General features: G+C 64.2%; 18 protein-coding genes and 2 pseudogenes. 13 read left to right on the top strand and 7 right to left on the bottom strand.

Annotated elements, in window-relative coordinates; translation table 11 throughout:
* The first annotated feature begins 47 nt into the window (after window positions 1-47).
* The 10 genes and pseudogenes from AC56QX_RS07255 (at window position 48) to AC56QX_RS07210 (ending at window position 7,618) form a co-directional block, all read left to right on the top strand.
* Window positions 48-890: an ABC transporter permease gene (locus AC56QX_RS07255; RefSeq protein WP_497117702.1), complete on the top strand. Its 843-nt coding sequence runs from the start codon at window positions 48-50 to the stop codon at window positions 888-890.
* Window positions 883-1,677, top strand: coding sequence for an ABC transporter permease (locus tag AC56QX_RS07250; RefSeq protein WP_497114826.1), 795 nt, complete (start codon window positions 883-885; stop codon window positions 1,675-1,677). The genes AC56QX_RS07255 and AC56QX_RS07250 overlap by 8 nt, the downstream gene beginning before the upstream one ends.
* The gene (locus AC56QX_RS07245; RefSeq protein WP_497114824.1) at window positions 1,674-2,747 is read left to right on the top strand and encodes an ABC transporter ATP-binding protein; all 1,074 of its coding nucleotides are present in this window, start codon (window positions 1,674-1,676) and stop codon (window positions 2,745-2,747) included. The genes AC56QX_RS07250 and AC56QX_RS07245 overlap by 4 nt, the downstream gene beginning before the upstream one ends.
* A 12-nt stretch (window positions 2,748-2,759) precedes the next feature.
* On the top strand, window positions 2,760-4,034 hold the full coding sequence (locus AC56QX_RS07240) for a glycosyltransferase (RefSeq protein WP_497114822.1): 1,275 nt from the start codon (window positions 2,760-2,762) through the stop codon (window positions 4,032-4,034).
* A 235-nt stretch (window positions 4,035-4,269) separates the two neighbouring features.
* Window positions 4,270-4,620 carry a cupin domain-containing protein gene (locus tag AC56QX_RS07235; RefSeq protein WP_497114819.1) on the top strand — a complete coding sequence of 117 codons (351 nt, stop codon included), beginning with the start codon at window positions 4,270-4,272 and terminating at the stop codon, window positions 4,618-4,620.
* A gap of 16 nt (window positions 4,621-4,636) precedes the next feature.
* Window positions 4,637-4,978: a cupin domain-containing protein gene (locus AC56QX_RS07230; protein WP_497114817.1), complete on the top strand. Its 342-nt coding sequence runs from the start codon at window positions 4,637-4,639 to the stop codon at window positions 4,976-4,978.
* A 21-nt stretch (window positions 4,979-4,999) separates the two neighbouring features.
* Window positions 5,000-5,344, top strand: coding sequence for a cupin domain-containing protein (locus AC56QX_RS07225; RefSeq protein WP_095202811.1), 345 nt, complete (start codon window positions 5,000-5,002; stop codon window positions 5,342-5,344).
* 20 nt (window positions 5,345-5,364) lie between these two features.
* On the top strand, window positions 5,365-6,873 hold the full coding sequence (locus AC56QX_RS07220; RefSeq protein WP_497114814.1) for an aldehyde dehydrogenase family protein: 1,509 nt from the start codon (window positions 5,365-5,367) through the stop codon (window positions 6,871-6,873).
* A gap of 33 nt (window positions 6,874-6,906) precedes the next feature.
* A pseudogene (locus AC56QX_RS07215) lies at window positions 6,907-7,045 on the top strand (LuxR C-terminal-related transcriptional regulator); the annotation flags it as partial.
* 279 nt (window positions 7,046-7,324) lie between these two features.
* A complete protein-coding gene (locus tag AC56QX_RS07210) occupies window positions 7,325-7,618 on the top strand; it encodes a hypothetical protein (protein WP_497114811.1) in 294 nt (97 codons plus the stop codon).
* A 52-nt stretch (window positions 7,619-7,670) separates the two neighbouring features.
* Here the strand turns inward: AC56QX_RS07210 and AC56QX_RS07205 are convergent, their stop codons facing one another.
* The 7 genes from AC56QX_RS07205 to AC56QX_RS07175 all read right to left on the bottom strand — a co-directional run bounded on the left by AC56QX_RS07205 (window position 7,671) and on the right by AC56QX_RS07175 (window position 17,056).
* Entirely contained in the window at window positions 7,671-9,215 is a 1,545-nt protein-coding gene (locus tag AC56QX_RS07205; RefSeq protein WP_497114808.1) for a winged helix-turn-helix domain-containing tetratricopeptide repeat protein, read from the bottom strand.
* A 103-nt stretch (window positions 9,216-9,318) separates the two neighbouring features.
* On the bottom strand, window positions 9,319-10,047 hold the full coding sequence (locus AC56QX_RS07200; RefSeq protein WP_497114806.1) for a class I SAM-dependent methyltransferase: 729 nt from the start codon (window positions 10,045-10,047) through the stop codon (window positions 9,319-9,321).
* A gap of 346 nt (window positions 10,048-10,393) precedes the next feature.
* Window positions 10,394-12,460 (bottom strand): 3-hydroxyacyl-CoA dehydrogenase NAD-binding domain-containing protein, encoded by a 2,067-nt coding sequence (locus AC56QX_RS07195; protein WP_497114804.1) that lies wholly within the window; start codon window positions 12,458-12,460, stop codon window positions 10,394-10,396.
* A 130-nt stretch (window positions 12,461-12,590) separates the two neighbouring features.
* Window positions 12,591-13,538 carry an ABC transporter permease gene (locus AC56QX_RS07190; protein WP_497114801.1) on the bottom strand — a complete coding sequence of 316 codons (948 nt, stop codon included), beginning with the start codon at window positions 13,536-13,538 and terminating at the stop codon, window positions 12,591-12,593.
* A 3-nt stretch (window positions 13,539-13,541) separates the two neighbouring features.
* On the bottom strand, window positions 13,542-14,522 hold the full coding sequence (locus tag AC56QX_RS07185) for an ABC transporter permease (protein ID WP_497114799.1): 981 nt from the start codon (window positions 14,520-14,522) through the stop codon (window positions 13,542-13,544).
* 1 nt (window position 14,523) lies between these two features.
* Window positions 14,524-15,993 carry a sugar ABC transporter ATP-binding protein gene (locus tag AC56QX_RS07180; protein ID WP_497114796.1) on the bottom strand — a complete coding sequence of 490 codons (1,470 nt, stop codon included), beginning with the start codon at window positions 15,991-15,993 and terminating at the stop codon, window positions 14,524-14,526.
* A gap of 49 nt (window positions 15,994-16,042) precedes the next feature.
* On the bottom strand, window positions 16,043-17,056 hold the full coding sequence (locus tag AC56QX_RS07175) for an ABC transporter substrate-binding protein (RefSeq protein ID WP_497114794.1): 1,014 nt from the start codon (window positions 17,054-17,056) through the stop codon (window positions 16,043-16,045).
* A 196-nt stretch (window positions 17,057-17,252) separates the two neighbouring features.
* Between AC56QX_RS07175 and AC56QX_RS07170 the strand changes: the two are divergent.
* The 3 genes and pseudogenes from AC56QX_RS07170 (at window position 17,253) to zwf (ending at window position 22,132) form a co-directional block, all read left to right on the top strand.
* Window positions 17,253-19,661: pseudogene (locus AC56QX_RS07170) on the top strand (glucan 1,4-alpha-glucosidase).
* A 55-nt stretch (window positions 19,662-19,716) separates the two neighbouring features.
* Window positions 19,717-20,733 (top strand): phosphogluconate dehydrogenase (NAD(+)-dependent, decarboxylating), encoded by a 1,017-nt coding sequence (gene gnd, locus AC56QX_RS07165; RefSeq protein WP_497114792.1) that lies wholly within the window; start codon window positions 19,717-19,719, stop codon window positions 20,731-20,733.
* A gap of 22 nt (window positions 20,734-20,755) precedes the next feature.
* Complete coding sequence (gene zwf / locus AC56QX_RS07160) at window positions 20,756-22,132, top strand: glucose-6-phosphate dehydrogenase (protein ID WP_497114789.1); 1,377 nt, start codon at window positions 20,756-20,758, stop codon at window positions 22,130-22,132.
* Window positions 22,133-22,143 lie beyond the last annotated feature (11 nt).

Below are 22,143 nucleotides of genomic sequence, written 5' to 3'. Positions count from 1 at the left end.
CGGTACCCGAGAAATTGTCCCAGACCCGACTTCGTTCCTCCCTGCTGATGGCTCCGGCGCTGGTCTGGTTGGCCGCGTTGATGGTGGTGCCGTGCGCGCTGGTGCTGGCGCTCGCCTTCTTCCGGCGCGGCATCTATGGCGGCATCGACTACACCTTCACGCTGGAGAATTTCGGGCTGGTCTTCGACCCGCTCTATGCCGGCATCTTTCTCAAATCCGCGCGCATCGCCGGCACGGCGACGCTGATCGCGGTGGTGATCGGCTATGCCGCCGCCTATGCCATCGCGGCGGCACCGCGCCGGTGGCAGCCGGTGTTTCTGTTCTTTGCCGTGCTGCCGTTCTGGTCCAACTATCTGATCCGCACCTATGCCTGGATCGTGCTGCTCAACCGAGAGGGCCTGATCACGCAGCTGCTGCGCTGGTTCGGCTACACCGGCGAGCCGCCCTCGATGCTTTACACCGAAGGCGCCGTCATCGCCGGCCTCGTCTACAACTACCTGCCCTTCGTCATCCTCGCCTGCTATGCGCCGTTGTCGCGCCTCAACCCGGAACTGGCCGAAGCCTCGCGCGATCTCGGCGCCTCGGCAGCCACCACATTCCGTCGTGTCATCCTGCCGCTGACCGTGCCCGGCATCGCCGCCGGCGCCGTCTTCGTCTTCGTGCTGTCGATCGGCAATTTCGTCACTCCGGCACTGCTCGGCGGCGGCCGCTTCCAGATGATCGGCAATCTCGTCTACGATCAGTTCCTGACCGCCAATGACTGGCCGTTCGGCGCGGCCCTGGCGATGGCCCTGATCGCCATCATGCTTCTGGTGCTGATGGCGCAGGCGCTCGCCGCTGATCGCGCCGCGGGACGTGCGGCTGAGGCAAGAGGTAACGCCGATGGCTGAGCGCTCCCCTGCCACGCGGCGCACGCTCTGGCTCGTGCTCGGCCTCGTCTTCGCCTTCCTCTACATCCCGATCGCCGTGCTGGTCGCACTGTCCTTCAACGAAGGCGGGCTGCCCACGGCGTGGTCGGGCTTTTCGCTGAGATGGTATGTCTCGCTGGCCCACAATTCCGCGATCCTCTCCGCCGCGCTCAACACGCTGGTCGTCGCGCTGGTCTCGACGGCAATCGCCACCTTGCTCGGAACGCTGCTGGCGATCGGCGTCGAGATGCGCCGGCAATATGGCAAGGGCCTCGAAGCCCTGATCTTCGCGCCGATGATCATCCCCGACATCGTGCTGGCGATCGCGCTACTGTCGTTCTTTTCCATGCTCAACCTAACCATGGGCCTGCACACCATCATCCTTGCCCATGTCGTCTTCAACCTTGCCTTCGTCTGCTCGGTGGTGCGCGCAAGGCTGAAGAGTTTCGACTGGTCGATCGTCGAGGCCTCCGCCGATCTCGGCGCTTCGGCCGTCACCACCTTCCGGCGGGTGACCTTGCCGGTGATCCTGCCGGCGGTGATCGCCGGCGCGCTGCTTGCCTTCACGCTCTCGGTCGACGAATTCATTATCGCCTTCTTCACCGCGGGCGCCGGCCGCGCCTCGACGACGCTGCCGATGCAGATCTACGCCATGATCCGCTTCGGCATCACGCCGGAGATCAACGCGCTGGCAACCATCGTCATGGCGGTTTCTATCACCGCGCTGACCCTGTCGCAGCGGCTCAACCGTGGGATTATCGGCCAATGAGCGAACCGCGCACGCTGCTGACCATCGATCATGTGTTGAAGACTTTCGGCCGCGTCACCGCCGTCGACGGCATCTCGCTCGATATCAGGGAGAACGAGTTCTTCGCCCTGCTCGGCCCCTCGGGCTGCGGCAAGACCACGCTGCTGCGCATGCTGGCCGGTTTCGAGACGCCGAACGACGGCCGCATCCTGCTCGACGGCAAGGACATCGCCAGGACCCCGCCCAACAAGCGGCCGGTCAATCTGATGTTCCAGTCCTACGCGCTGTTCCCGCATATGAGCGTCCGCGCCAATGTCTCCTACGGCCTGGAGATGGAGCGTTTGCCGGCGGCCGAGATCCGCACCCGCGTCGACGCCATACTGGCGACGACCGAACTTGTCCCCTTCGCCGACCGCAAGCCGGAGCAATTGTCCGGTGGCCAGAAGCAACGCGTTGCGCTCGCCCGCGCCCTGGTCAAGCGGCCCCGGCTGCTGCTGCTCGACGAGCCGCTCGGCGCCCTCGACAAGAAGCTGCGCGGCGCCATGCAATTGGAACTGAAACGCCTGCAGCACGAGGTCGGCATCACCTTCGTCATCGTCACCCACGACCAGGAAGAATCGCTTGTGATGGCCGACCGCATGGCGGTGTTGAAAGACGGCAAGCTGCTGCAGTGCGACACGCCGCATGCAATCTATGAACATCCCGCCGACCGCTTCGTCGCCGACTTCATCGGTGTGATGAATTTCGTCCCGGGCAGGGCGTCAGCCGATGGCGTGATCGCGGCCAACGGCGCGCGCATTGCCAGCAAAGTTCCCGCAGCGCTTTCGCCCGGTGCTTCCGCTGTCGCGTCGGTGCGGCCCGAACGCATCCGGCTGTTCCCGCCGCCCGAGACCGCGAACCGCACCACCGGCACGGTCGAGGCACTGGCGTACCACGGGCTGGATCTGCAGCTGCACGTCCGCACGCCGCTGTCGCCCAAACCGTTCCTGGTACGCGTCACCGCGGATGCCGCCGACCGCCGGCCGGTGTCATCGGGCGACCAGGTCGAACTCGGCTGGGATGCCGCCGACGTCAGAATTTTTGAGGAATAGAGGAGAAGCCTTATGGCGCAGAAGACGATCGCGTTCTTTCCCGAAGCGGCCTATGGCCCGGCGCTCAATTCCGTCGGCATCGCGCAAGCCGTCGAGGCGCGCGGCCACAAGGCGGTGTTCCTGTCGGACCCCGGCTTCGTCGAGGTCTACAGGGGCTACGGCTTCGAGGCCCATCCCGTGAACCTGTCCGAACCGATGCCACCCGAGCAGATGGCGAAGTTCTGGGAGGATTTCATCAACGGCCACATCCCTAACTTCCGCAAATCGCCCTACGACCAGGTCGACAATTACGTGAAGGATTGTTGGACGGCGATCGTCGACAGCGCCAAATGGGCGCAGAAGGATTTGCCGCGCGTGCTGGCCGCCATCAAGCCCGACGTGATCTGCGTCGACAACGTCATCCTGTTCCCGGCCATCAAACAGTTCGGCAAGCCGTGGGTGCGCGTTATCTCCTGCTCGGAAAACGAGATCGAGGACGAGGACATCCCGCCGCATCTCTCAGGCTGCGGCGAGAACGACCATGCCGGGCACCAGCGCTATCGCGATCATTTCAACGGGGTGATCAAGCCGATCCATGACGACTTCAACGCCTTCCTCACCGCCAACAACGAGGCGCCCTACCCGATCGGCCAATTCTTCGAGGCGTCGCCCTATCTGAACCTGCTGCTCTATCCCGAGGCGGCAAAGTTCAAGCGCCGGCATCCACTCGATCCGGCACAATTCCAGTACCTCGAAGGCTGCGTGCGGCAGGAGAAACCTTACGCTGTACCGACCTTCGCGAAAAACAATGACGGCCCGCTGCTCTATGTCTCCTTCGGCAGCCTCGGTGCCGGCGATGTCGAGCTGTTGAAGCGCATCATCGCGACGCTCGGCAAGACGCGTTACCGCGCGCTGGTCAATGTCGGCGGCTACAAAGACCAGTATACCGACGTGCCCGGCAATGTCATCGTCGAGAGCTGGTTTCCGCAGCCTTCGGTCATCCCGCAGGTTGATGCGGTCATCCACCATGGCGGCAACAACTCGTTCACCGAATGCCTCTATTTCGGCAAGCCGGCGATCATCATGCCCTATGTCTGGGACGGCCACGACAACGCCACCCGCGTCGAGGAGACCGGCCACGGCTTCGGCATGCCGCGCTACGACTGGACCGATGCCGAGCTGATCGCCAAGATCGAAACCTGCCTGACCGACCCGAAGATGAAGGCGAAGCTGGCGAAGACATCGGCACAGATGCATGCGCAGAACGGGCCGGAGAAAGCGGCTGGTTTGCTGGAGGCGCTGCTGTGAGTGGGATGCTTGAGATGTCGAGCCAAGGCACCCCCCTCTGGCCTGCCGGCAATCTCCCCCGCAAGGGGGGAGATTGGCAGCTTCGCCGCCGGTTCTCACTCTGCAATCTTGGTGATTGGCGAAAGCCGAGACGGCATCTGATCTCCCCCCTTGCGGGGGAGATGTCCGGCAGGACAGAGGGGGGTGCCTTGGCGCAACATGCCAACATTAAGCATCGCACCAGCGGAGCACGCCCATGACCTCCTCCGCCCCGCACCTCTACCAGGCATCAACCCGCACCGATCTCGTCGACTGGGGCACCCAGCCTGACGCACTGGCAGGCGCCTCACATTCCACCGGCAAGCTCGTGCATAAGGGTCCAAACAACCAGCCGGAATCCGGCATCTGGGTGTGCACGCCGGGCCGCTGGCGGCTCTCGATCCCGCGCGATGAATTGTGCCATTTCGTCGCCGGCCGCGCGACCTACCGCTCGGATGTCGGCGAAGTGATAGAAGTGTCGGCCGGGACCGTGGTCATGTTCCCCGCCGGCTGGACGGGCGAATGCACCGTGCATGAGACCATGCGCAACGTCTACATGCTGGCCTGACAGATAGGAGCAAGACATGTCGACACCGCAATGGCCAAAAGCCTCGAGCGTGGAACTGGAGGATTGGGGCGCGGGCAGCAACACGCTTGCCGGCGCACCGCGCGCCTCCGGCAAGATCCTGTCGCAGAACCCGGATGGGTCGAGCGAATGCGGCCTGTGGTCATGCACACCGGGCACCCGCAAGGTCACCTTCGGCGCCGACGAGTTCTGCCACTTCCTGTCGGGCAACGGCAGCTATGTTCATGACAGTGGCGAAGAGATTCCGGTCGCGGCCGGCACACTCGTTTTCTTTCCCGCCGGCTGGACCGGCATCTCCATCATCACGCAAACGCTGACCAAAGCCTTCATGTGCCGGTGAGCCTTTTTCAAGGAAATCGATATGACCACGCCAATCATGCAATCGCCGCTCGCCATTACTGACCTGGTCGACTGGGGCGTCATCCCGACCATGATCGAGGGCCAGTCCCACACCTCGGGCAAGCTGCTCCACAAGGGGCCGGAAGGTCGCTCCGAATGCGGCCTGTGGGTCTGCACCCCCGGCAAGTGGCACTGCCACGTCACCCGCGACGAGTTCTGCCACTTCCTTGAGGGCCGCTGCACCTACGTCCACGAATCGGGCGAAGTTATCGAGATCGAGCCGGACACGGCAGCCTTCTTTCCGCAGGACTGGAAAGGCGTCTGCACCGTCCATGAGACGATCAAGAAGGTCTACATGATCCGCTAAGCGGGTCTGAGAGGATGTCCATGCACTTCTCCCCCGAGCGGCCGACCTTCTTCGTCAATCCGGACTACCGGCCGATGGCTGGCGCGAACAAGCCGGTGATCGATCCGGCCACACTCGAAACCGTCGGCGCCATCACTGGCGCCAGCGACGGCGAGATCGATGCCGTGCTCACCGCCGCAACCACGGCGCAAGCCGCCTGGAAAAAGCTCGACGCCAAAAGCCGGGCCAAGCATCTGCACGCCGTGGCCAACGCCATCGAGGCGGCTGACTTCAAGCGCTGCGCCGAACTGATGGTGCGCGAGATGGGCAAGCCCTATCCCGAAGCCATCGGCGAGATCGCCAATTGCGCGCCGATCTTCCGCTACTATGCCGAGATGGCGCGCGACGATGCCGGCAAGATCGCCGGCACGACGCAGGCCGGCTCGTTCCAATATGCGCGCTACGAACCCTATGGCGTCTCCGTCCACATCATGCCCTACAACTTCCCGATCCTGCTGATGTGCTGGACCGTCGCGGCCTCGCTCGCCGCCGGCAATGCCTGCATCATCAAGCCGGCCGAAGCGACGACGCTGTCGACACTGGACTACATGACCGTGTTCCGCTCGTTGCCGGAAGGGCTGGTTTCCTGCCTGCCCGGCGGCGCGGCGACAGCGCAGGCGTTGATCACTTCCAACCGCACACACGCCGTCGCCTTCACTGGCTCGGTCGCCGCCGGCAAGGCGGTGGCGGTCGCTTGCGCCGAACGCATGAAGCCCTGCGTCATCGAGGCCGGCGGCAGCGATCCGCTGATCATCAGTGAGCACGCACCGCTTGAGGTCGCCGCAGCGGGCAGTGTCACCGCCGCCTTCCACCTCACCGGCCAGGTCTGCACATCGGCCGAGCGCTTCTTTGTCGTCGATGCCGTGCATGATCGCTTCGTCGAACTGTTCGCCGAAAGGACACGGGCCCTGCGCATCGGCAACGGCATGGACAAGACCGAGATCGGCCCGCTGGTCAGCGAGGCTGCCCGTGCGAAAGTCATGCGGTTGGTCGACGATGCGATTGCCAATGGCGCCAGGGCAATCACCGGCGGGCGGATCCCGCCCGCGCACAATGTCGGCTGGTTCTACGAGCCCACCATCCTGACCGGCGTCACTCCTGATATGGCCATCGTCCGCGAGGAATGTTTCGGCCCGGTCGCCGCCATCTGCCGCGTGAAGGATTTCGACGAGGCGATCCGGCTTGCCAATGACAGCCCGTTCGGCCTCGGCGCTTCCGTCTTCACCACGGATCTTGCCGAAGCGCATGAGGCGGCCGAACGGCTCGAGGCCGGCATGGTCTGGGTCAACAACCCGCTGATCGACAATGACGCCTTGCCCTTCGGCGGCTGGAAGGCATCAGGCCTCGGCCGCGAACTCGGCCGTCAGGGGCTCGACGCCTTCCGCCGCTCGAAGATGGTGATCATCGACCACAGACCGGCAATCCAGGACTGGTGGTACCCCTACCCCGACGCCTGGTTCCGCGAGACCGGCGGCCGCAAGCACGTGTGAGCAAAGGCCAAGACGCCCCTCAGTCGCGCCCATATTTGGAAGAGCCTGTCGCTGACAACGCGCGAATATGTCGTCGACCTGGTGTTGCAGGGGCACTCCACGGAATCGATCGCCAGAGCCATGCGCATCGTGCCGGGAACGGTGAAGGGTCCATCGCCGCAACATCTACCGCAGCTCAAGATCAAGTCGCAGGCCGGCTGTTCGCGCGCTTCGTCGAGATCATCGACGCGCGGATTCGGGAGAGGGACTTCCAGGCCTCCCGGACCACCGCTTGCTCTTGGCGCTTGATGCACAGGCGGGTTCAGCGGCCGGCACCGGTCTCTCGGTCATTCCATGCAATTTTCGCTGCAATTTCCCGCAGGTTTCGTTGCAGCTTCACGATGTCCGGCACGTGCCTGGCTATCCTCGTCTTCGCTGCTATCGACAGCAGTTCCAAGACGGAGACAACGCCATGATGACGATCGATCACTTCATCGGTGCCGAAGCCGGCCGCGGGCCGCATGCTTCCCTCTCACGGACATTTCGGCTGTATGCGACGGCGAAATGGGCGTTGCTGTGGTTGCCACGCTTCTGGAAGGCGCGCAGCAATCTCGCTCTTCTCGCCGCCATGAGTGAATGCGAGCGCCGCGATATCGGCCTGACGGCCTGCGACATCGAGAGCGCTTTGGCCTTGCCCGTCGACCGCGACCCCACCGTCGTGCTGGCGCGAGTCGTGGAAGACCGTCGCCTTCGCCGCGGACTCTGATCGCCGGCGGAGCCGCGATCATGATATCGCGGATGGTGACGGCCGGGCCGGCTCAGTTCGGCAGGCCTGCCACGCGAAGGCCGGCCACGATCCGTTCCATTGTGCTTGAACCGAAAGGCAGAGCATCGCAAACCTTGGCAATGGTCAGCCCCGGATAGCTCTCAAGCAGCCTGCTGCATTCGCGCCGCGCGTCGTCCCGGCGACCGGCATGAACCATGGCCGTCACCAGCTGGCGCAACGCCCATGTCGCGGCGGGCTGTTGGCTCAGGCCACGCTGGGTCAAGGTCACGGCCTCGTCATAGCGCGAGGCCACGAAATGGGCGGCGCCGATACCGATCTGCGCCATGTAGCCCATCGGGTCGATCGGGCTCAGCCGTTCGAACCGCTCGAACTGCTCGATCGCCGCTGAAGGCCGTTCGCGATAGACATCGAGCCAGGCACTACGCATCCACACCCAGGCCGAATTCGGGTCAAGCGCGCGGGCTCGCTGCAGATGGGCGTCGGCGACATCGTAGTCGCGCGCGAAGGAGTGCGCCGCGCCGAGCACGGCAAGCACCATCGGGTCGTCGCTGGAGAGTGTGGCGGCCTTTTGCGCCAGGCGCAGGCCTTGATTGCGCGCGGAGACCGGCGTCTCGGTCCAGTTGTAGACAGCCCGCTGCTCATGGCACCAAGCCAGCAGCGAAAGCGCCAGCGGATAGGTCGGCTCGATTGCGATCGCCCGGTCGAGCAATGCGCCGGCCGTCTCGTTTTGCGTCTTATCCAGGGACCAGACCAGCGGAAAGGCGCGGAGCACATAGTCGTAGGCGACCAGACTTTCCGGGCGCTTGCGCCGCGAGCGCTCGATCTCGGCCGAGAGGATGGACGGTTGTATAGCGCCGACGACGCTTTCGGTTATGCGATCCTGAAGGTCGAAAATATCGGCCATCTTGCCGTCGTAACGGTTCGCCCAGATGGTCTTGCCGGAGGACGAGTCGATGAGCTGGCCGGTGAGGCGGATATGGTCGCCGGCCTTGCGCACGCTGCCTGTCAGAACGTAGCGTACGCCGAGTTCGTCGCTTACGCGCTTCACCTCGTCGGGACGACCCTTGTAGGCTAGGCTCGAATTGCGCGCGATGACGAACAGCCAGCGCATGCGCGACAGCGCCGTGGTAATCTCTTCGACCATACCGTCGGCGAAATAATCCTGTGCCGGGTCGCCGCTCAGATTCTCGAAGGGCAGAACGGCTATCGATGGCGTGTCCGTCAGGCGATGGTCCTCGATCCGAACGGGTGCCGTTCCGCGATCCTCGACGCGGCGGACACGGTCTTCATCGATCACGTAGCCTCGCCGCATCATGGTGCGGATCAGGCCGTCCGCATCCGGCCCCAGCGCCTTGCGAATGTCCTTCATGCATTGCGTGAGGGAATCGTCGGAGACGGCGATATTGGGCCAGACTGCGTTGACCAGCTCATCCTTGCCGATCACACGGCCGGCATTTTCAAGAAGATAGACGAGCAACGAGAGCGATTTCGGACGAAGGTCGATGTCGACGCCAGCCTTCTGCAGCCTGCCGCGCCGCAGATCGAGTGTGTGGCCGGAAAATTCGAACGTTGTCATGTCGCCCTTCAGAGAAGACGTCAAACCACTTCGAGCGAAGACTACCAACCTATATCAACCAACGCCCTCGCATGTCTGAAGACACCACGCCCGTGCCGTGACATCAAGGCTTGCGCCCACTGAAGATGGCATGGCCGGCGAACAGCCAGGCGCAATCGACACCGACGAGACCAACCTCCGAAAACCACGCCAGCTGTTCGGCCAATGAAGACGGCTTGTCGATCGGTTCGCCATCGGGATTGCGGAAATAGTTCCAGCCCAGACGGTTGAACTCCGCGAAGGCCGCCAGGTCGCCATCGATTGCCAGCGCCCTCGAACGCACGGCCTCGTCCCACTGCCGCGCCGCGATCCCGAGGCCGCTTTCGTTTGGCGGGCGTACGATATCAGCCACGATGAGAATACCGCCGGGACGCAGCGCCGATGCCAGATCGGCGAACAGCGTGCGCTTCTGTTCGCCGTCAAGGTGATGGATGGCAAGCGAGGAGACGATGGCGTGCGGCGGTTCGGGAAAATCGCGCCAGTCGCGATGTTCCAGTTCGAACGCGGCCGTGGTCAGGCGATCGGCCTGGTCGCGGCAGGTTTCCAGCGTCTGCACGCACATACCCGCCGAACCGTCGAGTGCAAGCACGCGGCAGTCCGGAAAGCGTGTGAGCAGCGCATGGCTGAGCAAGCCCTCACCTGGGCACAGTTCGACCAGCAAACTGCCGCTGCGAGGCGGCGGGATCAGGTCGGTGATAATCTCGATCTGGCGTTCGCGCTCTGGAATGAAATAGCGACCGTAATTCAGGAAACTGCGGGAATGGTTTTCGTCCCAATGCTTGATGTCTGCCATGATGTCTGTTCTCGTCCGATATCGGGCGTTGCGGCTCTGTCGCGATGGAAACCGCTTCCATGGCGTGATTCCATCGTGCTTGGATCTCGGCCTGACGTCCTGATCTCGGGCTGAAATTGAGCTGAAATTGGTGTGAGAGCCAGTCGATGTCCAAGCCCCGGCCACTTGCTCATGGGCGGTGATCAGGTGCTTTGAGATTGTCGAAACCCAAGCCGAAACGTTTGGCAAAGGCGTCGACGGTCGGCATATGCCAAGGCACGCCAATTCGCAGATCCATTCTGGGAGTCGAGCGCGATTTCGTGCTGGCAATAGACCGGGGATAGGTGGTCCCTGGCCGCTGCGGCAATCAGGCCCCGGCCTCCCAGGAACCGGTCTCGGCCATCCGCTTCAGCAGCGGGGCCGGCTTGAACACGTCCTTGCCGGTCTGCTGATGCCAATAGTCGAGCCGCTCGATGATCGTGGCCGCACCTTCGAGGCCAGCCCAGAACATCGGGCCGCCCTTGCCGATGGGAAAGCCGTAGCCATTGACCCAGACGACGTCGATGTCGGAGGCGCGAGCCGCTATGCCTTCCCCCAAGATCTTGGCGCCCTCATTGACGAGGGGATAGAGCGTGCGCTCGATGATTTCTTCCGCACCGATCGCGCGCGGCTCGATGCCCTTCTCGGTTGCCTTGTCGCGGATCAGCGCCTCGACCTCGGGATCGGGAACGCCCGCCCGGGCGCCGGCCGCGTAGAGGTAGAAACCCCGGCCCGTCTTCTGGCCAAAACGCCCCTGTTCGCACAGCGTGTCGGCGATCACGGCCGTGAGGCCGCGCGCCTTGCGGTTGCGCCAGCCGATATCGAGGCCGGCGAGATCGCCCATCTGGAACGGTCCCATCGGCCAGCCGAAATCGGTGAAGGCCTTGTCGATCTGGCTGGGCGTCGCGCCCTCCAGCAGAAGCGCCTCCGATTCCGAACCGCGCGCGGCCAGCATGCGGTTGCCGACGAAGCCGTGGCAGACGCCGACGACGACCGCCACCTTGCCGATCCGCCGCGCAAGGTCGACCACGGTCGCCAGCGCATCGGGTGCGGTCTTTTCGGCCCGCACGATCTCCAGGAGCTTCATGACATTGGCCGGCGAGAAGAAATGCAGGCCGACCACATCCTGCGGCCGCGAGATCGAGGCGGCGATCTCGTTGATGTCGAGATAGGAGGTGTTGGTGGCAAGGATCGCGCCTGGCTTCGCCACAGTATCAAGCTTGCCAAAAACCTCCTTCTTCACCGCCATGTCCTCGAACACAGCTTCGACGATCAGGTCGCACTCGGCGAGATCGGCATAGTCGGTCGAGCCCTTGAACTGAGCCAGCCGCTGTTGCTTGGCGTCCTCCGTCATTGAGCCGCGCGAAACGGAGACGGCATAGTTCTTGTCGATCGTGCCAAGTCCGCGCTGTAGCGCTTCCTCGCTGGTTTCCAGCAAGGTGACCGAAAAGCCGCCATTGGCGAAGGCCATGGCGATGCCGCCGCCCATCGTGCCGGCGCCGATGACGCCAACGCGCGCGATCCTGCGCTTGGGCGTGTCCTTGCCGGGAACCTTTGCCGCCTTGCGTTCGGCGAAGAACAGATGACGCTGCGCCCGCGACTGGTCGCTGGCAACCAGCTTCACGAACAGCGCGCGCTCCGCCGCCAGCGCCTCGTCGAAGGGCAGTGTGACGGCATTGCGCACCGCTTGCGCACATGCGATTGGCGCTTCGAGACCACGTGCCTTTTTCGCGAGGTCTGCCGCCTCGGCATCGAAGGCCGCCAAGTCGGTTTCCCCAAGCAAGTCATCGCGATCACGCATCGGCGTGAACGGACCACCCTTGCGGGCGATTTCCCGGGCGAAGTTCAAGGCATGCGTGGCCAGATCGCCTTCGAAGACAGCGTCGACGAGCCCCGCTCCATGCGCCTCGGCAGCGCCGACCGGCGTGCCCGAGACAATCATCTTCAGGGCCTTCACCGCGCCGACCAGGCGCGGCAGCCGGACCGTGCCGCCGCCACCGGGAAGGATGCCGAGCTTCACCTCCGGCAGACCGAGCTTGGCGCCGGCATCGGCAACGCGGAAATGGCAGCCGAGCGCCAGTTCGAGACCGCCGCCGAGCGCGGTGCCGTGGATGGCGGCAACGGTCGGCTTGGCGATGGTTTCCAGGGTCGCAACGATGGCGCGAAGGTCAGGCTGCTGCACCGGCTTGCCGAACTCCGTGATGTCGGCGCCGGCGACAAAAGTCCGCCCAGCGCAGGCGATGACAATAGCCGCGACCGAAGCGTCATCGCGCAAGTCAACGAGCGCCTGCATCAGCGGTTCACGGACATGAAAGCTCAGCGCGTTGACCGGCGGATTGTCGATGGTGACGAGGGCGACGCCATTCTCGTTCACGACGCTGACAGAACTGGACAAGCGGAGCCCTCCCGAGGCCAACTGCGACCGCGGAAGGGTTTACTAGGCCGCGCCGCGAATGGGAACCCGATGTTGGGCTGGCCTAACGATTGTCCGGGAGCCCAGCGTCAACGCGTCGTAATCCTTCACGCTAACGCACCGCCTTTTCCCCACCCGCCGCCGTAATGACCCCGACAATGATCAGTCCGGTCAGCAGCAGCCGCACGCCGGCACTGACCCCAAATGTGTTGAGCATGGTCAGCAACAGCACCAAAAACAGCGCCGCCCCCCAGACGCCCGGAACATTGGCCTTGCCGCCGGCCACCGACGTGCCGCCGATGACGACGACGGCGATCGAGGCCAGCAGATATTCATTGCCGATATCGACATTGGCGCCGCGGAAATAGCCAGCCAGCAGCGCGCCGTCGATGCCGCCGAGCGCGCCCGACAGCGTGTAGGTGAGGAAGCGGATACGGCCGACATTGACGCCGGCGAGCCAGGCGGCGCGGATGTTCTGGCCGATCGCCAGCACCGAGCGGCCATAGATCATGCGCTGCAAGGCGATGGCCGCCCCAATGGTGAACAGCACGGTGAGGATCGCCAGCACCGGAATGCCCAGGACCTGCCAATTGGCGAAATCGGCAAACCCTGGCGGCGGCTTGATCTGCAGCCCGCGGCCATAGCTGATGTCGATCGACTGGATGATGAAGCTCGCCGACAGCGTGGCGATGATCGGTGGAATGCGCAGCGCCCAGATCAGCAGATAGTTGACAGCACCGATCGCAGCACCGCAGGCGAGTGCCGCCAGCAGCCCCACCACGATCATGGAATCGCTGCCGGCCATGACCTTCATGGCGACGGCGCTGGCCAGGCCGATATTGGCCGGCAGCGACAGGTCGACATTGCCCGGCCCGAGCGTGATGACGAACATCTGGCCGACGCCGACGATGACGGTGAACACCGCGAGCGACAAGGCCGCCGTGACCATGCCGCCGGCGCCGTAGCCGCCGGTGAAGGCGATCGTCGCCAGCCACACCAGAAGCGCGCCGACAAACGACCAAATCCAGGGTTTGGTAACCAGCGATCTAACCACTGCCATCGCTCACCTCTCCCTGCGGCTGATCAGCACCCGCGCCGCCAGAACGATGATCAGGATGGCGCCATTGGCCGCCACCTGCCAGTCTGGTGGGATGTGCATGAAGGTCAGCAGCGGCGAAGCCGCCAGCGCCAGAGTCAGCGCGCCGATCACCGCACCGATCGGCGAAACCCGGCCGCCGACGAATTCGCCGCCGCCGAGGATGACGCCGGCGACGGCCAGCAGCGTGTAGCCATTGCCGATATTGGCATCCGCAGAGGTGGTGATGCCGATCAGTGCCATGCCTGACAACACGCCGAACAGGCCCGCCAGCGCAAACAGCACGATCTTGGTCTTCAGCAGCGACCAGCCGGCGCGCTTGAGTGCCGCCGGATTGCCGCCGGAACCGCGCAGGATCACGCCATAGGAGGTGCGCATCAGGCCGAAATGGACGATGAGCCCGATCAGCAGCGCCGCGATGATCGGGAACGGCACGAAAGGCGGCTTGAACGCCGTGAGCCCAAGCAGCCAGTCCGGCGCCTTGCCGCCGGGCTTGGGCAGGACGAGGATGGCGAGCCCCTGCCAGACGAAGCTCATGCCGAGCGTCACCACGATCGACGGCAAATTGCGCAGATGGATCAGCGCGCCGAGCAGCGCATAGACGCCGATCGACCCGAGCAGGATGGCGACACCGATCAGCGGCGCGTCCTTCAGCCAGGTCGCGGTGACGCAGCCGACGAAACCGACGAAGGTGCCGATCGACAGGTCGAGCTCATTGCCTGCTATGACGAACATCTGGGCGATCGTCGCGAGCGCGATCGGGATCGCCAGATTCAGCATCAGGCTGAAGCCGAAATAGCTGATGGCGCGCGGGTTGAGCCAAGCGATGGCGAGCAGCACCAGCGTCAGCGACAGCGCCGGCAGGAGCCCGCGCAACAGGCGGGTGCGGGCCAGTGCGCCACGCTCGGCGGAGTTCTTTCGGCCGGTGTCGAGGCTGGCAGCGGTCATGTCAGGCCGCGTCGCCGAAGGAGGACTGGATGATCTTCTCTTCCGTCAATTCGTCGCGGCGCAGATTGGCGACGATGCGGCCGTTCTTGAAGACATAGACATGGTCGCAATTGTCGAGCTCTTCGGTTTCCGTGGTGTACCAGAGGAAGGTGCGCCCATTGCGCGCCTCTTCGCGAACAAGGTCATAGACCTCAAGCTTGGTGCCGATATCGACGCCACGCATCGGATCGTCCATCAGCACGATTTCCGCATCCGAGCCGAGTGCACGGGCAAACAGCGCCTTCTGCTGGTTGCCGCCCGACAGCGAAAAAATGTTGTTGTTCATGTCGGGCGTGCGGATGCCGATCTTCTTCTGCCAGACCGCGGCAAGTTCGGCCTCGCGTTGCGGCGAGATCAGCAGCCCGTTGCGCAGCCGCGCCAGCGAGCGGATGCCGATATTTTCAGCGATCGACCATTGCGGGAAGATGCCGTCCGACTGGCGGTCCCCGGCGACCAGCGCCACAGGTGCAGTCACCTCGATGCCTGCCTTGGCGCGCGAGGCGCCGCTGAAGATCGCCAGCAGCAGGTCGGTCTGGCCATGTCCCGCCAGCCCTGCAAGGCCGATGATCTCGCCGGCACAGGCGACAAGGTCGGTGCCGTCCTTCTGCGCGGCGGGACGCGCCCGAACCCGCAACGGGCTGGCCGCCGGTTTGGTTGCGGCAATCTCCGCCGCGATTTTCTGGCGTGCTTCCGCGCCGCCCATTGCCGTCACCAGCCGGTCGCGGTCGAAGGCACTTGCCGCGTCGGCGACGACCACCTTGCCGTCGCGCATCACCACGATGCGGTCGGCGTTTTTCAGCACTTCCCCCAGCACATGCGAGATCAGGATGCAGCTTTTGCCACCGGCGACGAAGCGGCGGACAAAGGCCAGCAACTGGCCGGCCGTATGCGCGTCGAGCGACGAGGTCGGCTCGTCGAGGATGACGAGGTCAAGCCGATCCTGCGTCACCGTGAAGGCGCGCGCCACCTCGACCATCTGGCGCCGGCCGATCGACAGGTCGCCGACAATGTCCCAGGCCGAGATGCCGTGGTCCGGAAAGATTTCGTCCAGCTTGGCGGTGATCAGTGCTGCCGCCCTGCGCCGCCAGCCGAAGCCTGAGAGCGAGGCGTGGTTGATGCGTGTGTTCTCGGCGACGCTGAGATTGGGGCACAGCGACAGTTCCTGGAACACGCAGCGTATGCCGAGTTTTTGCGCCCGCGACACCGAGTAATTGTCCTCGATGCCGCCATGCACGCCGATCTTGCCGCTGTCGGGCGTGAGCGTGCCCGCCACCATGTGCATCAGCGTCGATTTGCCGGCGCCATTATGGCCGACCAGGCCGACGCACTCGCCGGGCCCGACGTGGAAATCCACCCCACCAAGCGCGCGAACGGCGCCGAAATGTTTTTCGGCGCCGTTCAGTTTGATGATGTCAGCGTTCCCTTCAGGCATGCTTAGAGATATCCGCGCGATGGTACGAAGGGCAACGCTGCCGTGACACTTACTTGATGTTGGCCTTGATCGCCGCTAGGGCGTCTTCCTGCGTGTATTCGTGGGTGGCGACGCCGCCTTCCTTGATCTTCGGCAGGGCTGCCTCGAAATCGTCCTGGGTGAAGGCGAGATACGGCACCAAGAGATCGTGCGGAATGTCCTTGCGGCCATCAAGCACCTGCTGCGCCACCCAGAAGGCGAGCGACGACACGCCGGGCGCGATCGAAGCCGACCAGGTCTTGTAGCCGTCCTTGTCCTTCTGTTCCTTCCACCACTTCAGCTCATCCTGGCGGTTGCCCATGATGATGGTCGGGCGCGGCTTGCCGGCGGCGGCGAAGGCTTGCGCCGCGCCATAGCCGTCACCGCCCTGGTCTACGATGCCGACGACATCGGGCAGCGAGGGCAGGATGGTGGCGACCGCCTTCTGGGCGGTGGTCTGGTCCCAGTCACCGGTCACCGAGCCGACGATCTTGAATTCGGGATGGGCAGCGACGCCTTCGAGGATGCCGGCATGGATGGCATCGTCGATCGAGGTGCCGGCAAGGCCACGGATTTCCAAAAGGTTCCCGCCCTTGGGCTGGAACTTGGCCATCTGCTCGACTTCCTGCTTGCCCATATCCTTGAAGTCGACGACGACGCGGTAGGCGCAGGGCTCGGTGACGGTGCCGTCGAAGGAGACGACGACGATGCCGGCATCGCAGGCCTGCTTGATGGCGCCATTGAGCGCGTCGGGCGAGGCGGCGTTGATGACGATGGCGTCATAGCCCTGCAGGATCAGGTTCTGCACCTGCGCCGCCTGCGTCGGCACTTCCTTGTCGGCGGTGGTGAAGATGTCGGCCGCGCCGACCACCTTGTCGTCGACCGCCTTCTTGGTGACGATGCCGTAGCTGTCGAGCATCGCCTGCCGCCACGAATTGCCGGCGTAATTGTTTGAGAATGCGATCTTCTTGCCGCTGGTGTCGGCAAGTGCGGTGCCCGAGGCCAACATAGCCGCCAGCGCACCCAGAACGAGCAGTTTCTTCATATGATTTCCTCCCAAAGTTGCTAGTTTCGCCTGATGATCGTTACGCCCAGTCCCTGTTTTTTATCTATTGTCAGACAAATTCAGACGAACCGCAAGCTGTCAACTGCAAAGCTTGGCATGCCTTCGATCAACTTGCGGTGCGATGATTGAAAAAGCTGCCGGCACATGGTCTAGGAGCACGACAGGAGGCCAATTGATGGCAGTGACGCCGACCGTTGCCATAGGCGCGCCCGGAATACCGGCCCGCTGGACATCAAGCGCCAAGAGTGGCGTTGGCACCGCGTTTTCGGCCAAGAGCCCACTCTGGTTCACGATCAGCCACGGCATCTTGAACGAGATCTACTATCCGCGTCTCGACAGTGCCTGCACACGCGACATGGAACTGATCGTCACCGGCCCTGGTGGCTATTTCTCGGAAGAGAAGCGCGACGCCGCCCACGCCATCGCGCCTTTCGAGGATGGCGTGCCGGGCTACAGGCTGACCAACACCGCGACAGATGGCGCCTACCGTATCGAAAAGCGCATCATTACGGATCCGAAACAGCCCGTCCTGCTGCAGGAGATTGCATTCGTACCGCTGAAAGCCTCAGTGGTCGACTACCATGTCTACGCGCTGCTTGCGCCGCACCTCGTCAACGCCGGCATGCGCAACACTGCCTGGGCCGGTGAACACAAGGGCCAGCGCATGCTATTCGCCACCGGGCGCGGCGTATCCCTGGCGCTGGTCTCCTCACTGCCCTGGACTACCTGTTCGGCCGGCTATGTCGGTTTCTCCGACGGATGGCAGCAATTGCAGAACGGCGGTGCATTGGATCCCTCCTGCCAACGGGCGGAAGACGGCAATGTCGCCCTGACCGGCGAGATTGGCTTTTCCGCCGGCAAGACCACGGCCTTGCTGGCGCTCGGCTTCGGCGCGTCGCCGGAAGCAGCCGCCGACCTGGCGCTGGCCAGTCTTAAGCAGGGTTTCGACGCCGCCGCCGCGACCTATGTCGAGAACTGGCGAACATTCCAGGCCAGGCTCGAGAAGCTCGATCGCCACACCGCCTCCGGGCTGAACACCTATCGTGTGAGCACAGCGGTTCTGGCCTCGCATCTCTCGGTCGCGAGACCGGGTGCCGCCGTTGCCAGCCTGTCGATCCCATGGGGCTTCAACAAGGGCGACGACGATCTCGGCGGCTACCATCTGGTCTGGCCTCGCGACCTGGTCGAGACCGCTGGTGGTTTCCTTGCCGCCGGCGACGGCAAACAGGCGCTGCAGATCTTGACCTATCTGCGCTCGATCCAGCAGCCGGACGGTCACTGGCCGCAGAATGTCTGGTCGGACGGCACCGCCTATTGGCCCGGCATCCAGATGGATGAATGCGCCTTTCCGCTGCTTCTGGCAGACGCCTTGCGCCGCGCGGGCCACCTGCCGCGCGCCAGGCTCGCCGATTTCCTGCCGATGATCGAAGGCGCCGCCTCCTACGTCGTACGCAACGGCCCCGTCACCGGCGAGGACCGCTGGGAGGAAGACGCCGGCTACAGCCCGTTCACGCTGGCCGTCGAGATCGCGGCGCTGCTTGCCGCCGCGGACATGCTGGACATCGTCGGAAAGAGTGAGCCGGCAAACTACCTGCGCGAAACCGCTGATTGCTGGAACGATCAAATCGAACGCTGGACCTACGTCACGGGCACTCAGCTCTGCATCGACGCAGGCGTCAGAGGCTATTATGTCCGCATCGCGCCGCCGGACGATGCGGGCGCCGCTTCGCCGAAGGACGGCTTCGTGCCGATCAAGAACCGTTGCGCCAGGCGACACCGACAAGCCGGCGGAAGCCATAATCAGCCCCGACGCCCTGGCCCTGGTTCGCTTTGGCCTCAGGGCGGCCGACGATCCGCGCATCGTCGATACCGTCAAGGCCGTCGATGCCCTGTTGCGTTGCGATCTGCCGCAAGGCCCGGTCTGGTACCGCTACACCAGCGACGGCTATGGCGAGCACGAGGATGGCACGCCTTTCGACGGCACCGGCCGGGGACGCGCCTGGCCCCTGCTCACCGGCGAGCGGGCGCATTACGAGCTGGCGGCTGGCCGCAAGGAGAAAGCCGCGGAGCTTCTCGAAACCTTCGAGCGCTCGGCGGGTATAGGCGGGCTGCTGCCGGAACAGGTCTGGGACAGCCCGGATGTGCCGGATCGCGAACTGTGGCTGGGCAAACCCTCCGGCAGCGCCATGCCGCTGGTCTGGGCGCATGCCGAGCACATCAAGCTGTTGCGATCGCTGCGCGACGGTGCGGTTTTCGACATGCCGCCGCAAGGCGTCGAGCGCTACATCCAGGGCAAGACAAGCTCTCCGCTCAGGATATGGCGCTTCAACAACAAGATCCGCTCCATCCCCACCGGCAAGGTTTTGCGGGTCGAGCTTTCGGCGCCGGGCGTTGTCCATTGGAGCAGCGACAAATGGCTGACGATCGAGGACCACAAGACCAGGGAAAACGCTTTCGGCGTCCATCTGGTCGACCTGCCGGTCGCCGAACTGGAGCAGGGGAGCACCCTGGTCTTCACTTTTTCTGGCCCGATGCGATGCGTTGGGAGAATGTCGACTTCAGCGTCGGCATTGACGCATCATGATTAAAGCAGCCGGGCCGATAGATTTTTTCTTTCCTCAAGCAATCGGGACGAAACCATGCAGATCGGAATGATGGGACTGGGCCGGATGGGCGCCAACATGGTGCGCCGCCTGATGCGCGACGGCCATGAATGCGTCGTCTATGACATCAACGCGGCAAGCGTCGCGGCCCTGGTGAGCGACGGTGCGCTCGGGGCGGCATCCCTGACGGAATTCGTCGGCAAACTCGCCAAGCCGCGCTGTGTCTGGTTGATGCTGCCGGCGGCGATCACCGGCAAGATCATCGATCAGGTCGCGGCCCTGATGGAGCCCGGCGACATCGTCATCGACGGCGGCAATTCCTACTATCATGACGCTGTCGACCAGGCGGCGAAACTGGCCGGCAAGGGCATCCATCTTGTCGATGTCGGTACCAGCGGCGGTGTCTGGGGCCTGGAGCGGGGCTACTGCCTGATGATCGGCGGCCCCGACGTGGCGGTGCAGCATCTCGATTCGGTCTTCGCCACGCTGGCGCCTGGCGCCGATGCCGGCGCGCCGACCCCGGACAAGGCTGGCGGAACCGCGCCCTTCGGCTACCTGCATTGCGGACCGAGCGGCGCCGGCCACTTCGTCAAGATGGTGCACAACGGCATCGAATATGGTGTCATGGCCGCCTATGCCGAAGGCATGAACATCCTGAAATCGGCCAATGCCGGCAAGCGGCAGCGGACGGCGGACGCCGAGACCAGCCCGCTGGAAAACCCGCAATACTACCAGTTCGACATCGACCTTCCCCAGGTGGCCGAGGTCTGGCGGCATGGCAGCGTCATCGGCTCCTGGCTGCTCGATCTCACCGCCGGCGCGCTGAAGAGCGATCCCGGCCTGGCGCAGTTTGGCGGCCGGGTTTCGGATTCCGGCGAAGGCCGCTGGACGCTGAAGGCGGCGATCGACACCGGCGTGCCGGCGCCGGTGCTGTCCTCGGCGCTGTTCGACCGCTTCTCCTCGCAAGGCGAATCCGAATTCGCCGACAAGCTGTTGTCCGCCATGCGCTATGCCTTCGGCGGCCATATCGAGAAGCCGAAGGCCGGCAAGTGACGCCACAGCGGGAGACGCACGCATGAGCCAGGAACGGTCCGATACGCTGGTGCTCTTCGGGGCGACCGGCGACCTCGCCCACAAGAAGATATTTCCGGCGCTGTACCAGATGGTCGCCAAGGGCACGCTCACCGAACCGGTGATCGGCGTCGCCTTCGATGCCTGGGATTTGAAGCAGTTGCAGGACCGCGCCCGCGACGGCATCGTCCATGCGCTCGGCGCCATCGACGAGACGGTGTTCGCCAAATTCGCCTCGCTGCTGCGCTATGTCAGCGGCGACTATCGCGATGGGGCCACGTTCGAGAAGCTGAAGACAGCACTGGGCAGCGCCCAGCGGCCGCTGCACTACATGGCGGTGCCGCCGACCATGTTCGAGACGGTCGTGCAAGGGTTGGAACAGTCGGGCACCGCGCATGGCGCGCGGCTGATGGTGGAAAAGCCCTTCGGCCATGATCTGCAGTCGGCACGCTGGCTGAACCGGGTACTGCATCTGGTGTTCGACGAACAGTCGATCTTCCGCATCGACCACTATCTCGGCAAGGAAGCGATCCAGAACCTGCTCTATTTCCGCTTCGCCAATTCTTTCCTCGAGCCGATCTGGAACCGCAATTACGTCGAGAGCGTGCAGATCACCATGGCCGAGGATTTCGGCGTCGAGGGCCGCGGTAAATTCTATGACGATGTCGGCTGCATCCGGGATGTCATCGAGAACCATCTGCTCAACATCCTGTTGCTGCTGGCCATGGAGCCGCCGGTCGGCCGCTCGGCCGACGACCTGATCGACGAGAAGGTGCAGGTGCTCCGGGCCATCCGCACCTTGACCAGGGACGATGTCGTGCGCGGCCAGTTCACCGGCTATCTCGCCGAGCCCGGCGTTAAGCCGAACTCGCCGGTCGAGACCTTCGCGGCGGTGCGCTTCTTCGTCGACACCTGGCGCTGGCAGGACGTGCCGTTCTTCATCCGCGCCGGAAAGAATATGCCGGTGCATGTCACCGAAGTGGTGGTGCGGCTGAAGCGGCCGCCGCTCGACGTCTTCGACCCTATCAAGCCCGCTGATCAGAATTACGTGCGCTTCCGTATCGATCCGCAGGTGGTGATCGCCATCGGCGCCCAGCGCAAGGCGCCCGGCGACGACATGGTCGGCGAGCAGGTGGAGTTGACGGCGCTCGACGACAGCAAGAGCGACATGCCGCCTTACGAACGGCTGATCGGCGACGCCATGAACGGCAATGGCCAGCTGTTCACGCGCCAGGACGCGGCCGAGCTCGCCTGGCGCATTGTCGGGCCGGTCCTCGGCGACACCACGTCGCCGCATCTCTACGAGCCCAAGACATGGGGGCCTGCTGACGCCATGGCCGGCTTCGGACCGCCCAATGGCTGGATCGACCCAGTGGCATGACTGGAGGGGAC

This window comes from Mesorhizobium sp. RCAM 06353, assembly GCF_059683585.1.
The sequence above is the reverse complement of the archived record's forward strand: the minus strand, read 5'-3'. Positions and strand labels throughout refer to the sequence as shown.

What these genes read in the sequence shown, in the direction of transcription:
- AC56QX_RS07220 (WP_497114814.1), top strand. Translation starts at nt 5,365, where the DNA reads ATGCACTTCTCCCCCGAGCGGCCGACCTTCTTCGTCAATCCGGACTAC.
- AC56QX_RS07180 (WP_497114796.1), bottom strand. Translation starts at nt 15,993, where the DNA reads ATGCCTGAAGGGAACGCTGACATCATCAAACTGAACGGCGCCGAAAAA.
- AC56QX_RS07230 (WP_497114817.1), top strand. Translation starts at nt 4,637, where the DNA reads ATGTCGACACCGCAATGGCCAAAAGCCTCGAGCGTGGAACTGGAGGAT.
- zwf (WP_497114789.1), top strand. Translation starts at nt 20,756, where the DNA reads ATGAGCCAGGAACGGTCCGATACGCTGGTGCTCTTCGGGGCGACCGGC.
- AC56QX_RS07210 (WP_497114811.1), top strand. Translation starts at nt 7,325, where the DNA reads ATGATGACGATCGATCACTTCATCGGTGCCGAAGCCGGCCGCGGGCCG.
- AC56QX_RS07250 (WP_497114826.1), top strand. Translation starts at nt 883, where the DNA reads ATGGCTGAGCGCTCCCCTGCCACGCGGCGCACGCTCTGGCTCGTGCTC.
- AC56QX_RS07175 (WP_497114794.1), bottom strand. Translation starts at nt 17,056, where the DNA reads ATGAAGAAACTGCTCGTTCTGGGTGCGCTGGCGGCTATGTTGGCCTCG.
- AC56QX_RS07185 (WP_497114799.1), bottom strand. Translation starts at nt 14,522, where the DNA reads ATGACCGCTGCCAGCCTCGACACCGGCCGAAAGAACTCCGCCGAGCGT.
- AC56QX_RS07225 (WP_095202811.1), top strand. Translation starts at nt 5,000, where the DNA reads ATGACCACGCCAATCATGCAATCGCCGCTCGCCATTACTGACCTGGTC.
- AC56QX_RS07200 (WP_497114806.1), bottom strand. Translation starts at nt 10,047, where the DNA reads ATGGCAGACATCAAGCATTGGGACGAAAACCATTCCCGCAGTTTCCTG.
- AC56QX_RS07255 (WP_497117702.1), top strand. Translation starts at nt 48, where the DNA reads ATGGCTCCGGCGCTGGTCTGGTTGGCCGCGTTGATGGTGGTGCCGTGC.
- gnd (WP_497114792.1), top strand. Translation starts at nt 19,717, where the DNA reads ATGCAGATCGGAATGATGGGACTGGGCCGGATGGGCGCCAACATGGTG.
- AC56QX_RS07190 (WP_497114801.1), bottom strand. Translation starts at nt 13,538, where the DNA reads ATGGCAGTGGTTAGATCGCTGGTTACCAAACCCTGGATTTGGTCGTTT.
- AC56QX_RS07240 (WP_497114822.1), top strand. Translation starts at nt 2,760, where the DNA reads ATGGCGCAGAAGACGATCGCGTTCTTTCCCGAAGCGGCCTATGGCCCG.
- AC56QX_RS07205 (WP_497114808.1), bottom strand. Translation starts at nt 9,215, where the DNA reads ATGACAACGTTCGAATTTTCCGGCCACACACTCGATCTGCGGCGCGGC.
- AC56QX_RS07245 (WP_497114824.1), top strand. Translation starts at nt 1,674, where the DNA reads ATGAGCGAACCGCGCACGCTGCTGACCATCGATCATGTGTTGAAGACT.
- AC56QX_RS07235 (WP_497114819.1), top strand. Translation starts at nt 4,270, where the DNA reads ATGACCTCCTCCGCCCCGCACCTCTACCAGGCATCAACCCGCACCGAT.